Annotated in this window: 10 protein-coding genes; 5 read left to right on the top strand and 5 right to left on the bottom strand. The window is 40.6% G+C overall.

Going from position 1 to position 18,284, the window contains the following annotated elements:
* The first annotated feature begins 31 nt into the window (after nucleotides 1-31).
* Together LQ201_RS19940 and LQ201_RS19935 are read left to right on the top strand one after the other, a co-directional pair.
* Nucleotides 32-4,279, top strand: a complete 4,248-nt coding sequence (locus tag LQ201_RS19940) for a hypothetical protein (protein ID WP_230145055.1) — start codon at nucleotides 32-34, stop codon at nucleotides 4,277-4,279.
* A gap of 13 nt (nucleotides 4,280-4,292) precedes the next feature.
* On the top strand, nucleotides 4,293-4,856 hold the full coding sequence (locus LQ201_RS19935) for a hypothetical protein (protein WP_230145054.1): 564 nt from the start codon (nucleotides 4,293-4,295) through the stop codon (nucleotides 4,854-4,856).
* A gap of 251 nt (nucleotides 4,857-5,107) precedes the next feature.
* On the opposite strand, the gene LQ201_RS19930 is transcribed toward LQ201_RS19935, so the two are convergent.
* From LQ201_RS19930 to LQ201_RS19910, 5 genes are all read right to left on the bottom strand, one after another.
* Nucleotides 5,108-10,168, bottom strand: coding sequence for a hypothetical protein (locus LQ201_RS19930; protein WP_230145053.1), 5,061 nt, complete (start codon nucleotides 10,166-10,168; stop codon nucleotides 5,108-5,110).
* A gap of 171 nt (nucleotides 10,169-10,339) precedes the next feature.
* Nucleotides 10,340-10,708 (bottom strand): hypothetical protein, encoded by a 369-nt coding sequence (locus LQ201_RS19925; protein ID WP_230145052.1) that lies wholly within the window; start codon nucleotides 10,706-10,708, stop codon nucleotides 10,340-10,342.
* A 107-nt stretch (nucleotides 10,709-10,815) separates the two neighbouring features.
* Nucleotides 10,816-11,775, bottom strand: coding sequence for an HNH endonuclease (locus tag LQ201_RS19920; RefSeq protein WP_230145051.1), 960 nt, complete (start codon nucleotides 11,773-11,775; stop codon nucleotides 10,816-10,818).
* A 145-nt stretch (nucleotides 11,776-11,920) separates the two neighbouring features.
* Nucleotides 11,921-12,733, bottom strand: coding sequence for a hypothetical protein (locus LQ201_RS19915; RefSeq protein WP_230145050.1), 813 nt, complete (start codon nucleotides 12,731-12,733; stop codon nucleotides 11,921-11,923).
* A gap of 25 nt (nucleotides 12,734-12,758) precedes the next feature.
* On the bottom strand, nucleotides 12,759-14,219 hold the full coding sequence (locus LQ201_RS19910; protein WP_230145049.1) for a DUF3883 domain-containing protein: 1,461 nt from the start codon (nucleotides 14,217-14,219) through the stop codon (nucleotides 12,759-12,761).
* A gap of 922 nt (nucleotides 14,220-15,141) precedes the next feature.
* On the opposite strand from LQ201_RS19910, the gene LQ201_RS19905 reads away from it, so the two are divergent.
* From LQ201_RS19905 to LQ201_RS19895, 3 genes are all read left to right on the top strand, one after another.
* Entirely contained in the window at nucleotides 15,142-16,557 is a 1,416-nt protein-coding gene (locus LQ201_RS19905; RefSeq protein WP_230145048.1) for an inorganic phosphate transporter, read from the top strand.
* A gap of 40 nt (nucleotides 16,558-16,597) precedes the next feature.
* Complete coding sequence (locus LQ201_RS19900) at nucleotides 16,598-17,419, top strand: universal stress protein (protein WP_230145047.1); 822 nt, start codon at nucleotides 16,598-16,600, stop codon at nucleotides 17,417-17,419.
* A 485-nt stretch (nucleotides 17,420-17,904) separates the two neighbouring features.
* Nucleotides 17,905-18,276, top strand: coding sequence for a hypothetical protein (locus LQ201_RS19895; protein ID WP_230145045.1), 372 nt, complete (start codon nucleotides 17,905-17,907; stop codon nucleotides 18,274-18,276).
* Nucleotides 18,277-18,284: the final 8 nt, after the last annotated feature.

The raw sequence follows: 18,284 nt of genomic DNA, 5'->3' as shown, positions 1-18,284 counted from the left end.
AACAAAGGTGATAAATACAAATAAGAACAAAATGACAATCAATAAGGTCGACTTAAATAAACTACAACCCTATTCAGGAAAAACAACCCATTCCTTCGAACAGCTCATTTACAGCCTGATGAAAAAGGAATACGGAGATCTAGGAAAGTTCACCCCTATTGCAGGAGCTGGCGGAGATTCGGGAGTGGAATTTTACCTAGACCTGCCCAATGGCGAAAGGTGGGGTTGGCAATGTAAATGGTATCCTGACAACGGTCGATTGAGCCAAAGCAGCAGGTCCGCATCGATCGAAAACTCTTTAACAACTGCCTGTAATAACCATTCCAATCTGACGAGGTGGTTTTTATGCCTTCGCACAGATTTAACTGTAAGCATGATTACAAAAACGGGAATAGCGAAAAAAGGCGAAAGGGAGTGGTTTGAACAAAACTTACCTTTAAAAATTCCCTCTACCCATTCGGTCGCTATCGAATTCATCGGTGAAAGCCAAATAGTGAGCCTGATCGGAGAGGTTAAAAATATAGGAATACGAAATTTCTTCTTTGGAGAATTGGAGTTCAACCAGGAATGGTTCGCCAGTAAGTTCAATGACAGCTTTGAACAGGTGAAAGACAAATACGAGCCGGAGCTCCATACCATGGATGACTATATTCAGTCCATTATTGATTTCAAACTTATAAATCCAGAGTATACTTTGATCTTGGATAACTGTATACAAAAATTAGGTGACATTGAAAAAGAAATCCGTGATGAGCTAAAGGGATATGATGAAGTATCGACCCATAACCAAGGCGACAGAGAGGCAAAAGCAGAAGGCTCGCTCCTATTTGTGGAATTCGACCAGCATAAATTAAGCACCAATCAAGTGCTCAACGATATCAGGCAATATATAGCAGATTATGACATCAACGCTCTTACCGGCCTGAACTTTGAAGATACCTACAAAATTTTCAGGGAATATCTAGACAGATTGAGCCAATTTGCCTATGCTGAAAATGAATCATTCTACCGCTCGGCCAAAACGACTTATTATAGCATCAAGAACTTCTTTGAGGAACTGGAAAGATTCACCAGAAATTATACACATGCTATTGACAATGAGATCCACTTCATCGCAAAACCCGCTGAAGGTAAGACACATACCAGTTGCGATATCGCCTACAAGCGTATTCAACAAAAATTGCCAGCTATTTTTTTGACAGGCAACAAATTCAACCATGAAACCGACCTGGAGCAAACCATTTTAAAGCGACTGGATATACCTGCTACCTATTCCTTCGAGGATCTACTGACCGCATTGGACATTTATGGCGCATTAGCCAAAGTCCGGATACCCATTATTATTGACGGACTGAATGAAACTGTAAATAATAAACTGTTTTCAGACATCTGGAGAAACCACTTGCCTTCGCTGACTACTAAAATTAAACGGCATCAGAACCTGGTTCTGATTACCACTTGCCGGAAGTCTTATCAGACCGAAGTATGGGGAGATTATAAAACGAAATCATTTGAATATTTAACAGGTTTTGACGGCTACCAGGTGACTAGGGAAGCAATTGAAAAATATTTTAAACGCTATCACATCACAGCAGACCTGAACTTTTCAAACCTTGATAGTTTTGAAAAGCCAATCTTTCTAAGGTTATACTGCGAAATCAGAAATCCACATTGGCAACAAGGCGTTGAAATAGAGGTTATTGTAGATGATGATTCCTCGAATGCACTATTTGACACCTATTTCCAACAGATCAACGCATCAGTTTCTTTAAAATCGCACCTGATCCGCAGAAACGAAATGTTTATCCAAGCCAGCCTTTCCAAAATCGCCAAATACCTTTGGGAAAACAATGCGAGGGAAATTGCTATCGATACCTATTATGAACTAATAGATGGGACTGGACCATACAATGCTGAAACTTCTAGGGCAGATATATTGATCAACGAAGGCTTGATCATTACCCGTGATTACCGGACTGAACAGGAATTTATCAGCATTACCTATGAGCTTATGGCGGGTTATCTGATCGCCAAATACCTGATCGAGAATTTGACTGAACAGGATTTCATGCCTGGACAAACATTCCATCAAAAAGCAGGTATAGAAACTGACCGGCACCCATTATATGAAAACATCATAGAAGAGCTGGCCCTGTTATTTCCAAAGCAGAAGGCAAAGATGTTGCATGACCTTTATAGCTCAACAGATGACAACCATATCCATTCGGTTTCTGTACAAGCCCTGTGGAAACTTCAGGCGAAATACATAACAGAAAAAGATATTAAGCTTGTCCGCGGATACTTCAGCGTTTCACCAGAAAACAGAAAGCACATCATCGATTTATGCCTGGATACCATTACAAGCACCAGCCACCCACTTAACGTACATTTTCTTTCTGCGGAACTATTAAAACTGCAAGTATGGGAACGTGATCTTTCCTGGACAGAATATCTGCGCAAATCTGCCCACAGCCTGATGCCCTATATCGAAGAATTTGAAAAACAGTGTAAAACTGGCAGCTTGGATTCAGAAATTAGTCTTGCCAAAATACATCTGGCCGCTGAATATATCCAATTGTTTTTGACCACTTCCCACCGGCGTTTACGAGACTACACAACGCGGGCACTTTATTATTACGGACGCAGATTTTCTAAAGAGTTTACGAAAATCGTGATCCATTCACTTAACTGCAATGATCCCTATCTTTGGGAGAGAACCCTGGCTTCCTTATATGGCGTGTGCATGGCCGAGCACCACGAAATTAATTTTCAGAAAAACTGTCTGCCCGGTATCGCAAAAGGATTATATAACGAAATATTCAGTGAAGATGCTCCCCACTATACTACCCATATACTCGCAAGAGACTATGCAAGGGGGTGTATTAGGATAGCATTAATTCATCATCCCGATCTTTTAAATTCATCTCAGATTGAAAAGATTACGCCACCTTATCCATTGCCTAAAAACGAACCATCTATGGTTGATGATGATGAAAAATTAACCTATAGGGAGCCCTTGGATATGGATTTCAGCAACTATACTATTGGCTATATCGTAGACGGTGGGCATTCTTATGATAACCCTCCAGAGAAACAAAAAGTAAGAAGGCAGATCCTGTTCAGGATAGAGGAGCTAGGATGGAGTGAAGATCGCTTTAAATTGATAGATGTCCAATTTAGCAGGAATCACCTAAGTAGGCACGAACGGCCACCGATTGAACGTTACGGAAAAAAATATTCCAGGATCGCATTTTATGAAATTGCTGGATACCGTGACGATCTAGGGCTACTCTCAAAAGATGTCCAACACTTTAGAATATCTAACACTGATTTAGACCCAAGTTTTCCCGATGATATCAAGACCGAAAAACTAGTGGAAAAAGATCTATTGGGTGACCGTAGCCTGTCCCTTATCGATTGGTTAAAAACCGATGAATTTCCAGATATCGAACAGTATCTTCAACCAATACTAGAGGATAATAACCATTTTATATGCGTGGACGGATATATCATGCAGAACGATGAACAGGTGCACCGGGAACGCTTTAGTTTTATCAGGAGCTTTTTTGTAAGCGAAGAACAGTATCCTGCTCTTTTGCCACTCATCCAGAACCAGCGTTTAGGTGGGCGTTGGCTGCCAGAAAAACATGAAAATACCGATGCATTTGCGGGAGAATACTACTTGTTTGATGAGGCAACCTATAGCAACAAAACTACACTGGAGTTCATACTCTCCAGTACTAAAAAAACGGTAAAACGTGGGGAAGAAGGTTACTATCCAGATTTTAAAATGAGAAAGTCAAAAAGTGGGTCTTTTTCATTTGGCAATAGTTATCCCAAATATAAAACGATTACCGTAGAAGATAAAAAGGAATTCGAGGTACTCATGCCTGTGATGACCTACCACGGACCTTCGGACAATAAAGAGATAAACAAAGCCAACTCAACAACGATTTTGGCCAAAGAAATTGCGATTGACCTGGGACTTAGAGAAATGGCTCAGAGTTTTGACCTATCTGATGCAAACGGAGGCTTAGCCTGTAGGAACATTGCGTATTATGAAAACAGCAACAATATGCACAACATGGTCTATCTGCGCAAAGACCTATTGAACAACTTCCTTAAAAAAAACAAGCTAAAATTTTTCTGGGCAGTTTGGGGAGAACGGGAACCATCTATAGCTTACCGAAGCGCTATGAGAATCAGCGATGATGAGGATAAAATACAGGACTACTTTGTATTCCAAAAAATTATAGAATATTCCTCATCAACAAAATAAAAAACCTGAAACTATGGAAAGAACAAAAGCGCTAAAAGAAGCACTTGCCCAAAATTATTCCCCTGCTCAAATCGAGAACTTTTTTGCTTATACCCTATCCCAAGATGATGACACATTAATTCGGGAAACCCTTCAAGCAGTGTTGCACCATATACCAAGTAAAGCAATGGCCTGCACCCAAATTTCAGCAGCGTGGGCTGCAATGATACAGGACCATTCTCAAATACCCGTTTCCGTAGTCTGCGGCGATCTATCATACTTCGGTACACAGCTATTTGTCTGTCATTCAGCCATCCCTACTTCAGCTCCTGGAACCACAATCACAGGGCATTGGGACGGTCATTGCTGGCTGGAGTTCGGAGGGGTAATCGCAGATGCATCAATCTTCAGGACTATTTATCATGGAGAGGTACCAGACAGGCTTAAAAATCAAATCAAAGCGCAGTTCGGAGAAGGTAGTGGCGCAATTATTGGCACACCTGATCAAATGACAGCCAATCATTTCACCTATGTCCCACGGTATACCCTAGGCAAAATGCAAATTGACGGGATTATTACTGGCTTATTATTAGGTTAACAGACTTATTGCCCAAAAAGAGAGAGGTGTCAGTAATTCCCTATGCTACATTCAAATTAATGCTAATTTTAATGAACACAAACCAGTTTGCGAAACTGGCTACAAATCAAAGATACCTTGCGCCTTTACCTGTTCACTTCTGTTGCTAAAAGAATTACCTATGTTTAAGTGCCCAGACAATATCAGTTTTTAACGACTAACATTTCAAAATTGCAGCCTGATTTCCATGAAAATATAACCACCCATCAATCTTAATTAGATCCTGTGCGTTCTTTTGCAGAGAATGATATCATAAATTCCCTGACCCAATAGGCATCGGAAGATCCCTGCTTTATCAAAACATCAAGCATATCGAGGTAATCCGAAAGAAAAGATGCGTCCTCCATAATTTCATCAAGGTGGTTGTAGTAACCTCTCGACATCAACTGATCTATATGCTGGTATTGGATCAGATTCTCAAAGTTGGCAGTTTTTTTCAAATGTGAGATCAACCACTTAAATCCATCCTGAAAAAGTTTTTCATCACCAATGTGCGAAAGCAAAGTAATCACAGATTGAACCTGCGCAGGCCCAAACATTCTGATGCAACCAAGGAAAAACAGAGGGTTAAGCTCAATTGGCTTCCAGTTAACTGCTGTTTTCTTCCATGTCACTTCGATATCCAACAGCAGCAAGTGACTGAACATTGTAATATTGTTCATAACCAAGTAGTCCCGAAAAACCGTCCATGCAGACATGAATTTATCTACCGCATGATTAACTTTATCAGCATTTTCATCTTGAAAACTGTTATCAGCATAGATGATAATGTACTCAATCACTCCTTTCGAAAATTTAAAAATCTCGATAATCGCATCATAGTCATCTTCCTTCGCATTTTTTAGATTGATCCAGGCCTGTCCCAATACAAATTCAAAAAGAGCTGAACCAAGTTGGTGGGAATTCCACAGGAGAAGCTCGCTTAACTTCTGCTGTAGTGAGAGTTTCAGATAGGCAACTTTTTCCTCCTTTTCAAAGTTTCTCTTTGGAACTCTATATGTCATTGCAAGATTTGTGAGCACTTTCACAAAATCAAAAACAATCGGATTCTCGGTCACAGAGGGCAAAATATTGACCGCCCTATTCAGATAATTCACGGAATACATGCTGAAATCTATCCCAGATAGGGCTATTGGGCTGCCATGATCAATTGCATTATCAATGAATTTAACATATTTCTGATGGTATTCAATCGCCTCCGCTTCAGACCTTTGCCTGAAGAATAAATTTGCATTGGCCTTAAAAAAAGCCGAAAAATGTAACAGCCCGCATAATATCCTAGTGCCAAGCTCTCCATCTTTCTGCCAAACATTCTTACTAAATGACTTATAAAAATCACCCGCATGGGGATCATTCTGCTGAAATGGGGAAGTCAGAAAACAAAGTGCCAATTTTTCCAGCTCCTTTTGCTTCTCATTCCCATTTTGGCATAACAAAATAGGGAATGCTTTGACTGCAGACTGGAGATCTAACGGAGACGCGAATGCTTCTCTATCCATATAATTGTAACTACGGTCAATTCTTGAACTGGTCAGCTCAACGATAAGTTGCTCGCACCAGTTTTTTTCTTCTTGCCCCAATTCATTCCAAAGCATGGTGATTCCAATTTCTGCCAATAACCCTGGCCTATGGTTAAATGTCTCAAATTCATCCAATTTAATGTAACCTTGATAAATTTCTGTCCACTTTTCTGTTGTAGGCGGAATCTCACCTTTTTCCACTTTATGGAGCCATACTACATGCCCCGAATCTATTTCAGACTCTTGCAGAGAAGCTTTGAGGTCATCTACATACTCTTTAATATCATCACTGTAAGACGGCTCTATTAAAAATCCATTTTTTTCACCATCATGATATTCGGTGGTCACTCTCCATGTTCGGATATCCATTTCATCAATTCTTTTTCGCCATGAAGCATCTGAAGCATCAGCATTTTTTCTATGGTAATCCAATATCTTAAAAATCTCGTCGTTTGCTGTGCCATAGTTGAAACAGTAGCCTTGAATGAAATTTTGCAGACCGCCCTGATATTTTTTTCTGTGCGGATGCTTGTCTGACCCCAGTCGTTCTTGGTCATGGTCCTCATGAAAAGTGTTCAGATTGAAATGCCTCTGGTCATGAACAAAGCGTGTAATATCATAACTTAAAAATTTTCTGTTTGAGAACAGGCATGCAATATGAACATCAGCAAATTCTGGGTACGCTTGGAATATACTCGCGATAAGACCAGTCAATGCAACCGAGTTGCTGTTCCTAATCAGGTGATCTATCAGCTCATTAACTTGATCAAGATTTTTGCTTCCTTCAGCGCAGAGTTCGAGCAGATACTTTTCCAAGGCCATAAGTACGGATTGCCATTCGTAGGGGGAAACCTTAACAGTACCACGGTATACACTCCACAACAGGTCACTGCCAAATTGTCTAACCTTTGTACCGTCATTAAGTATCAAGTCAAGGTGTCTCAGATCATCCCGCTCCGCAAATTCGGAGAGTGCATAATTATCAGCGCACCAGTTGCTAAATTCCGTGATAAAAGTAACGGCCCGAACTGGATGAAACTTCAATAACCAATAAATTGGCGTCTGTATTCCACTTGCCGGAAAATAATCGAGTCTGCTTCCCTCATCCCTGAGCCCAAAATGCCCATTAATATCCATAGAACTTGATGAGCTGGTTATGCGCATCATCATACGATCATGATCATTTTTAGGATAAAAAACCTTGCAAGTAGTTTTCATCCACTGTTCTTTAGCCAGATCGATAACAACTTGGGGCATGTACCGGGCCATCTGCTTTGACGGATAACCAGAAAGTGCCACTTTAGTCAACTTAACCTTCAGTCTGTCTTCATTATCAAATCCATCATCATCAAAATCCTCATCCTGATCATTTTCTTCAAGAATAGATTTTATTTCCTGTTGGATTCCACCGCTGAACCTAGCGAGCAACTTAACTTCCTCATCTCCGCCTTTGTTTCTGGAATACCCTAACTTTATGTGGTGTTTAAGGAGGTAAAGCATGATCAATCCAGCATCTTTTGTAGTTGAATCCAACCCACTCTGATAATCCAAAATATTACTCCATTCCTTCAGAAGATCATATACCGTCTCCCAATGCCCAACTGAGATTTCTTTTAGCTGTTCGAATATCATTGAAATCACACAGGACCACCCATATCCCACTGGAATATAATATTTTGAATACTGGTCACCTATATTCTTTCTACAAGCTGTCCGCATAATTTTGACAATTTGCAATAGCAGTTCAAAATCATTTTTGATCAATTGTGATTTACTAGCAACAAAAAAACTATTGCAAAATTCCGAATGCATAATTGCTATTAAGCACTCATCCGCACGGTAATTCTCTGAAGAAACCGACAATGCCTGTTGAGTAACAAACCTGACTGCCCTTTTTTCACCGGATTTAAGAACAGCATTCACCCATAGTCTATAAGCTCTTCTCATAGCAGGTTCATTGCCCAAAGCAGCAAAAAAAAGATCTGATGATGTATTTTCATTAAAAAGGAAATCAACATGATTTATCAGTGCCCAATCTTCAAGGACATCATGGGCGGGTGCATAAAAACCTTCTTTTTTAGATTGTACAATCACATTTTCCTTAAGCAGTTTCTCCAGCACAACAGCGTCCGGTTGTTCGATACTGACAAATGGTTGCATTTTTTTCGATCTCTTTACTGAAATCTCTACAAATACTTTACTTCTTCTTCCTGGAAGGCCGTCATGAAATTCATTGATCTTATTTTCAATAATTGTCTGCCAGAGGTAGCCTTTAAAGGCATCTTCATCGAAGTCATCTTCTACCTTGCCGTTAATCTTGATTGCCCGACTAGCAAAATCCAAATATTTGGGAATTCTTAAAAGAGATTTTAGCCTCTGGTTTTCGACCAGCGGCTTTATCATTGGCACATGTTCGACCACCAAATCCAGTTCATTATCCGAAAGTTCTGTAATATCAACCCTTGAATACTCGAACTGGCTAAGAAATTTTAAATCAAGTAAAGGAAGGCTGGACTGCCTGCAACTTATAATGAGTTTCACGTTAGAAAGGCCTTTAACAGCCAACAACAATTGATAAAAGGCAGTTCCTGTTGATTCTAATAGCTTTTCTAGCGCATCTACATATACCACATTATTTTTGAAAGACCCAAAAAGTGAAAAAAGCTCTTTGAGTGTATTGTTAATCGAATGCTTTGCAAAATAATCTCTTAGATTACCATCGGCAAGTTCATCAGCCTTGAAGCACAAAACCAACCCGCTATACTTCTCACGAATTGCTTTTATATATGCCTTGGCAAGTGCAGACTTGCCTAATCCTGGATTTCCAGCGATTACAACGGCTTCTGAACTATTGGCAGATTCAGCTATCCTGTTGACGATTTCGCCTCTAGGCAAAGTATAACCGTCAATTCTATCCTCAATCATTTCCACGACTTCGTAATTCTGGTCACTCCAACCATTAAGAGTATCAAGTATTTTTGAAGAACTGGTATTTGAAAGCATGGCACGGAGATCCTCCGGTAACCGTGTAGTCTCGTAAAATGCACCTTTGAAATTACCTTTGGCAATCATAGCAAATAAATCATTCCAAAGCCGTCCGCCACTATCTTCCCTATTGTTCTTAAACTGTTCTAATAAGGAGAGACAGTTTGTTTTGTCCGAACTGTTATCTTGAGCAAAATCCCGTTCAAGAAAATATAATGTCCTGCAAAATTTATGAAGGAGTTCATCGGTAAGGGTATCCGAAAAATTATCATTAATTATCGACCTTAAAATATCCAGATAGCCTTTTTTTGCTTTGATACGATTGACTTCATTTATAAAATCAGAAGCATCCGACTTTGCTCTAGACCAATCCAAAACTACATTCAAATGGTTTTTTTCATCTTTGGTCAAATCGCTTTTAACGATAAAAATCTTATCGTTTGAAGGATTAAAAAGTTCGGCATTCATAAAATCGGCCCAAGCATCAATAACCACCTGTTTGAAAGTATCTCCTTTTGCTGAAATCACCAAATTATGTTTGATCTGAAATAGAATATTAATCTGCTGGTTATGATGCAAGCATTTCAATAATAAGTCATCAGTCCGGTAGCCCAATGAACCGGACTGTTGGCGAAAAGCCAGTATCTTACCAGATACACTGGGAATATTCAGTCCGAGGAGAAAATTTATAAAAAAGCTGGTCTGTACCTCTATTTCATAAGCTCCCCCGCCGCCACCTTGTGAAAATACATTACTATCTATTGCCATAATTTAAATTAATAGTACTAAAGTAGTTAGCATTTTCGATTTTGTGAATTCAAGTTCTTAATAAACCCTAGGGAAGGTATTTATTAATATTAGCACAAATTTGTTATACTCGCATATTAACATCTCAACAAGTGGAACTCACATAGAAGTGACATCATTTCTAATGAAATATTATCCTCCATGCGAAAGGTAAGTATGCACTATATCTAGGCGTTTCAGTAGAAATTCTCCTAACTGTTCCATCTCCAAAACAGGCAAATATTTTTGATCATTTGACTTAAGGTTTTTATCATCAAGTATGCCTTGAAGGTGCCCTGCATATGCTTCCTTATTGTCCTCCAGACTAATAAGAAATGCTGAAAGGTTCTTGCCATCGAACAATAATAGGTCAGTTTGGTGGGCGGTTAACATATTTGAAACAGGTAAAAGCAAAGTGTCGAATACCATACCGCTTAACATACCAAGAGTTTTGGTTCCCCTAACATTTTGAGAGTTCTTAATATCGGCAATCAGTCTTTCGATCAGTTCTAGTGAGGTCATATCTTTTTTTTTGCTAAAATAGTTCTTTTGCTGACAACTTTCTGTCTTCAATAAACACGATTTGATTCTAATACCCTATAAATTTCTACTTGGCGTATTAAACTTTGTCATCCAATCCATTTCAGGATTTTTTGGATTTCATTAAGGTCATTGAATAGGTCAGCATCTGGATCGTATTGCGAGTTGTGAATGTCCACGTGGCCACTTGCATTCCGTAGTTCATTCACATTATGAGCAAACATACCCATTGGTAGTCCTGGCACAGGTATCAACGAAGCGATCACAGTTTCGGAATACTCAGTCTTTAGGTTAAATACGGTAAGGATTGATTTGATGGTGGGATTGAGCACATAATACATGCCCAAATGTTCTTTGCTGAACTGGTCTTTGATAAATGGGGTATAGGGGAAAATTTCTTTCTTTGGCTCGAGAAGCTGTTGGCGTATGGCATCATATGATTTATCAAGGAGAAAAATGTAGCCAAACTTAGCGAACATCAGAATGTATGCCGCTTTTAGTAAGGCATAATTTACCCTTTTACTCTCATAGTTATATTTTGGCGGATTGAGGTTGAGCAATGGCCCCAAAGTCTTATTACTGAGTGCGAACTTAAATTTATCCAGCAAAGTTGGGTTATTCTTAGATTTTCGATGGTAGGCCCTAAGCGTGCCGTCTCCCTCTGATGTAAGTTCTACGCTTACTTTTCCACCCTCGTGGTCAATAGTTCTGAAATGCTTGGTGCCCTTATAGAAATAGCTGTCATCAATTGCTCTCAAAATTTCTTTTAAATGAAAATCGATAGTGGTTCCGCATCCGGAATTACATTCCTTACAGGTTAACGCAACTTTCTTTCCGCCCAGCGCATATGGAGGGGCATCCTCTAAAGTCAAAAAATTATTTTTTGGACGCTGGGTGAGATCGATATCGGCAAATTCCCTCAAGCAGATCGGGCACAGGTAGGGTCTTTCATTTGTAAATTCTATATCGATGATCTCATTTTCCTTCAGCAGCAACAGCTGGTGGGAAAATTTAACAAACAGTCTTTGGCGTATTTCAAGTCCTTTCATAAAAAAATAATGATTGCCTATGCACTTTTAAATCGTCAATGCACAGTAAGATTGCCCTTTTCACAATCGAATATAGTGTTTTCAACCGCACAGTCCCCTTGACTTAAATCTTTGCTATCATAATTTCTAGGGACGATAAATAAAATTACGTTGATTTAGTTTTGTCCAGAAAATGACTATCAAGATCAACATATCCTATTGCAGCTATGCCATATTTTGCACCATATTCTGAAACAGACAATTCCCCTGCCTGTTTATGTTCGAGTCGTTCGGCTACTAGAATTGTTTCCTGTACGAATTCTGGCTTATCGTCGCTAATCATCATATATGGATGGGAATATATTATACCAAGGTGGCAACTTAATATGGCCTCGATCAAGTTGCCTATAGAGTAAATCCCTGAATGCTTAAGTCTAAGCCATTCAAAAAGTGCGACTAGATCCGCATGTAACCATTTGATCAAGGTTTCTCGCGAGGTATCCCTAACGAATGCATCCAGCTGCTTGAGGGTGCATATGCTGCTTAATTTATCACTAAAAGGCAGAGAAGACCCTTTGTGAAAAAACATTTCAAAGCATACAATCCCCTTATACTTCATTTCTAACTTCCGTTGCTTCTTCAACTGTTTTACAAAGCGCCCATTGTCAAAATCCCACTTCTCAATCTTGCATTCGAAAAATGCAATCTTAAACTCATCATTGTGTTTAAAGACCATAACCGCATCAACTCCGTGTTTGCGTTCAATAGTATCGGTAGCGCACTGCGCCATGAACAGGCCCTCACATTTTTTGCCCTTAGTCTGTGTCGGGTAGTTTGCTAAGGTCAGAAATCGGCTGAGATAGTCACGCTCGTTTGCAGCCATACCTAGTTCGAAATCCTGCCTAGTTCGTTCATCGGCACTTTCAAATATAGCTTTTATCCTATTTATCTTTCTTTTTGGGACCCAAGATGATTTCATAAAGTAGAGATTTTAGTTAGGAGGATTATTTCAAACTTGACTTCCTCATATATGCTCGATAAAGCACAGGTTGTAGGAGCAGTTTTGAAATTGGATTATCAATTACATAAAAGTCAGCTGTATTAGTCTCTTCATCAAAATTGTATAGCCTATAGATCAGGTAGTGTTGTGGATGCCGCTCAGCATAAAGTAGTTCGTTAAGGGTATAATAGAATGGAGCTAGCGGACCTCCAGAAGTAGTCTTCACTTCAATATTTTTGGGGATACCGTTGGCTGTAAATGAAAGAATATCATACCCTTCCCCATCTTTTACAAAATCAACCAACTCAGCCAGATCTGCTCTACCAGCGCTAAGCAGGAATTTCTTTTCATATTCCTTAACCAGAGCTTCTCCTCTATCCCCTTTATCCTTATTCTCAAAGGCCTCCTTGACAAAATCCTTTTCTGTTCCTTTAAAACTTGGGGAAAGCGTCGGAAGGTTATTGATGCCTCCTGACGGGGTGTCCCGTTTTCGGAGCGTATTGTTGAATACCTGCTGGGGTTGGGCTCCACCCCAAGCCAAGCTCATCAGCTTGTCGTAGATATGGGTATTTTCTGCAATAAAATTCCTGGTAATGTCTATTAGCTCTGGCCAGCCGTAGTTTTCAAATTCCGTTACTGCAATGGCCCTCCAACTTAGTTCTTTAGGAATGTTCTTCTTTATTACCTCTTTCTGTAAGGGCGATAGATTAGAATTGGCCTCGAAATAATAGTCAAGCTTAAAGACCAATTCTTTTGTATGACCGTCCAAGCCTACTGTGAAAAATATATCGCGATCAGCATCACCGGCCTTATAGATCCTTGCCCAAGTGTATTGCTTGAAGCGTGCAACCCGCCTGTTTCCCTGGATTGTCTTTTCCCAGCCCTTTTGGCTCCACATCCGCCAGTTAAATGTCTCATATCCTGGAAGGCGTTTCACCAGTTCATTTGACCAGAACACCGTTTTGCTCCCAGGTGCATCTATAATATAGTTTTTTGCTGCCCGATGCTCGACGTTTTCTTTGTCGTAGACTACCCCTCCCCAAGAATGTAGAAAATCTGTCTCAACAGCATTAAAAAATGGAAAATTATAATTGGCAACTTCAGGAAGGTTGCCATACTGCTTATAGTTGTGTTCCTCAAGCCAAAAGCCTTGACAGCGGTTCATCTCCTCAAATGCGAAAAACTCCTCAACCAGCTTGCCTTTCTTACCAAAACCAAATTCCTCTGCAAGTTCATAAAAACCTGGGCCGTGGTTCTCGAATTTTGAATACATGGCCATCGAACTAAGTAAAGGGCGTTGTTGCTCGTGTTCAAACTTGGAAATGTGATATAGCTCGTCGCTTAGTATTTTACGATGTTCAGGTTCGCCGTGATCAAGGCCGAGTTTTATCATAATTTCGCCGTAAGTAATCGGTATTCTTTTCCGTGATTGTTCTATGAGCAGTGCTCGGATTTGATCATTCATTTTGAGAGGTTATATTTGAAGTTGAATTTGATGAAATATTTCGACTAAATCATTTTGAATAAATACATTCTAGTGAAGAGTTTAAATTATTTACGATTCATTTTTTGATTCAAATTCTTACAGACCAAGTTAATCATTTTATCTATAAACTGTTCAATAACTTCATTGACTGAGATTTGACAGACATCATTTAACATCCCCCACCTAGATATAAAAAATATCAAGATATACAAGTTTCAATTGTTTAACATTTTTGGATCATTGATCATTTTATTATCTTTAAATAAAGATTTTGAAAAAAAACAAAGGTGAGTTTTTGGCATCAAACCAGAATTAACAAAACTCAAAACGCTAACTTACAATCAATTACATCCCCAGGTTCGACTCCCTTTCGATCCAACACTGTATTAATCTACAAAAAAAGCGCATCAATCCTGATAGCGCTAGTTTAGATAAAAAGTGCAGACCTATCGGTTTGCAGCGCAAAAATAGAAATTAACTTCAGACCCGAAAATCTTTTGGTTGTAAAGCTCATAAGTATTGCAATTATGCTTTTATTCTATCCATCTCAATGATATCCCAATAACAACTTCAGTCGCCACCACCAGCCAATAATTAGCCCCAATAAGTAGCTCCTTTTTTGTGCAACAGGGATAGCAGCGGTTACCTGCCAGTGGATAAGGCCTGCAGGCGTATGAGCGCATAGCCCGGCAGTTGCCCCGGAAGAAAAGGCAATAGTATAGGATCCGTCCTAGATTTGTCTGTCGTTTTAATTTATCGTCGCGATTTATCCTTAATGCATAGGTAATAATTGTGTTGCTTACAATTTATTAACATACATTAAACATTTAGGAAACATAAACATTGGTTCTTTGGTAAATATCGAAAGGCGCTTTCAGGCATTTTAATTTAATTCCTTTCAATGTTAATGAACATCGTAGTTCCTTTTATAGGGAACCTTGAACTGAGCGGTTTACTTTTTTTTATCTTTATACTCTGTCTGCTTGCGGTAGTGGGCTTTGAATTTGTCAACGGATTTCACGATACGGCAAACGCGGTAGCAACTGTTATCTATACAAAAGCGCTCAAACCCGTCATCGCCATTCCCTGGTCAGGGCTTTGGAACTTCCTGGGGGTATTTACCGGGGGAATTGCTGTTGCGATGGGCATATTGAAGCTTGTCCCGCTTGATAAGCTTATGTCACTACCTGCGGAGGTTGGTGCCTATATGGTGCTTTCGGTGCTTCTGGCCTCCATCGCCTGGAATCTAGGAACCTGGTACATTGGAATTCCCTGTTCAAGCTCTCATACCATGATTGGCGCTATGATCGGTGCCGGCCTGGCTTTTACCTGGTACTATGGAGGAAGTGGCGTAAACTGGGGTAAGGCGGAAGAAATCGGGATATCGCTGGTTATTTCACCGGTAATCGGGTTTGCCCTGGCCGCAGGTATTATGTACCTCTTAAGGCGGCTGCTTAGCCGCAGCACCCTTTTCCATATTCCCAGTGGTGAGCATGACCGCCCTCCGGTTTTGATCCGCGGTATGCTGATTGTTACCTGTACCCTGGTAAGTTTCTTTCATGGAAGCAACGATGGACAAAAAGGTGTGGGACTTTTTATGCTGATACTGATAGCCTTTTTACCTGCCCGATATGCTGTAAACCTTGATATTCCGGATGCTACGATACTCCGGGAGCTCAACCGGACAGAACATGTGCTCTACAGGGCCAGCATAACCGACAAGGACAATGGTCCTGCCTATCAAAAACTGATCAGTGAGATCGAAGCGGGAAAATCAGGGCTTGCAAAAAAGAACCCCTCAGAAAAAAACCAGGCCTATGCTTTTAGGAGGACGATAGAAGAAATCGTTTCCTCGCTGAAGCAAATCCATAAAGATCCCAAATACCATCCCGGACATGGTGCTTTGAGATTGCTGGATATAAGCAGCAAAAATCTTTTAAAAATAACCGACTTTGCTCCCTTATGGGTGATAATGGTCATATCACTATCCCTTGGTCTGGGTACGATGATCGGCTGGAAGCGGATCGTGGTAACGATAGGAGAGAAAATAGGCAATGAGCATCTGAACTACGCTCAGGGCGCAACCTCAGAAGTTGTTGCAGCCTCAACGATCGGCCTGAGTACCGCTTTCGGGCTGCCGGTCAGCACGACACATGTACTTTCAAGCGGCATTGCCGGAGCAATGATCGCTTCGGGCGGCAAAGGAAACCTTAACAACACCACCTTAAAAAACATTGGCATAGCCTGGGTTTTAACCCTGCCGGTATCCATTGCCCTTGCTTTTGGGCTGTTCATGCTACTGCACCTGCTGATCTGACAAAGAGGGGGCTTACATTTGACAAGAAAATAAGAAAACGATGAAACAGATACTTGTTGCAACAGATTTTTCGCAAAGTGCAGGCAACGCCCTGGCATATGCTTTTTCGATGGCCGGGCAGCTGGAGATGGAAGTTGTTGCCATCCATGCCATCTATCCTACCGAGGGGATAAACAACAGTACCTACAACGCGATCTTTATAGAGGATTACTACAGCAAAAAGCGCTCCGCGTTAAAGGAATGGTCGGCAAAAATAGCAGAAATGTCCCATTTTGACCAAAACAGGCTCAGCACCCTTTGCGATGTAGGTTTTCTTAGAACAGTCATTAACCGCTATGCAGCAAAAAATACTGTTGAGCTGCTGGTACTCGGCATTACTGGCTCAACGGGGATAATGGGAATTGTGGGCAGCAATGCGAGCTCCATTGTCTCTTCGATACGCATCCCCACACTGATTATTCCTCCGGAGAGCAGTTTTCCTTCCCATCCGGTTATTACGCTTGCGACCGACTATCAGACCAGGCTTTCTTCGCAGGACCTCGGTGCGCTCGATGAGCTGATCAGGTGTTCCAAAGAGCAAAAAATCGGGGTAGTTTACGTTGGGGAAAAACCCGACACCGGACAAGTGGTTAGTGGCGAGATCCAGCTAAGGGCACTGCTGCCGCAGGTCAAAATAGATTTTAACTATCTCAAGGGCAGAGACGCAGCAAATGGGATAACGGACTTTATAAAAGAAAACCACACCGATATCATCTGCCTGGTAAAACACCACCATAATATGATATACAGTTTATTTACGGGCAGTACGGTAAACCGGATGATCAGCAGGTCAGTAAGGGCGATATTGATCCTGCACGACTAGACCACGCCTTTCCCTGCCTTAAAATTCCGGTCTAAAGCCTTCTGCAAGCAGGGCAATTTCCGAACTGCTGATACTTTCGGGATTTATGAGCTGGCGCTGGAGAAGATAGACAGGGACATGCACCGTTCCGTGGGTCGTTCTTATGATACAGTCATCTGCGATTATAGTTCTGGCGAGATACTCTCCGATAAGCACTTCGAATTCAGAAATCCTGATCAGCATTTCGACAAAAACATAGGTTGGCAGCTCCATTAGCCAAATGTAGAAAATTTAAAGGCAAAACTAACCCTTCAGAAAATTATTGCCATATAGGCTGAACTTACTATTCCGGCAATGGGTTTTACCGATAACGCCATGGCGGCACTTCCCTGCAACAGAACCTTGTACAGTCTTACCGGATTTTTTTTTCACTAAAAAAGTATTAATTTAGTTACCAGGTTCCAAAACCAGGAACTTCCGCTATCCCAAGCAAAGTATTTTTATAAATGGAGACCGATGATAAATTCAGGGTTGCATCGAATATGGTGCTTTTCAGCCTGTTACTGGGCGTATCTAATATCTTCTTTCAGGGCATTGAGGGAACTGCCGAAATTGTGCTCTCCATATCGGTTCTGATTTTCAGGTACTTTGTATCAACAGCCATCCTGCGTAGGTTTAGCTGGGCAAAATACCTTTTACTCCTTTTGATAGCACGCAGCCTGTTTAAACTTATAGAAGCGGAGAACATTATTGTTTCAGAGATATTCTATAAGGTCTTTCCCATTATCCTGCAGCTGGTGCTTGTCAGCTTTGCCTTTATACTCATGCTCATGCTGCCGGGCGGGATTTTACAGAAAAAGTCCGGCAACGAAAAATAATCTAAAGA

This window comes from Pedobacter sp. Bi126, assembly GCF_918698245.1.
Classification (GTDB): Bacteria; Bacteroidota; Bacteroidia; order Sphingobacteriales; family Sphingobacteriaceae; genus Pedobacter.
The sequence above is the reverse complement of the archived record's forward strand: the minus strand, read 5'-3'. Positions and strand labels throughout refer to the sequence as shown.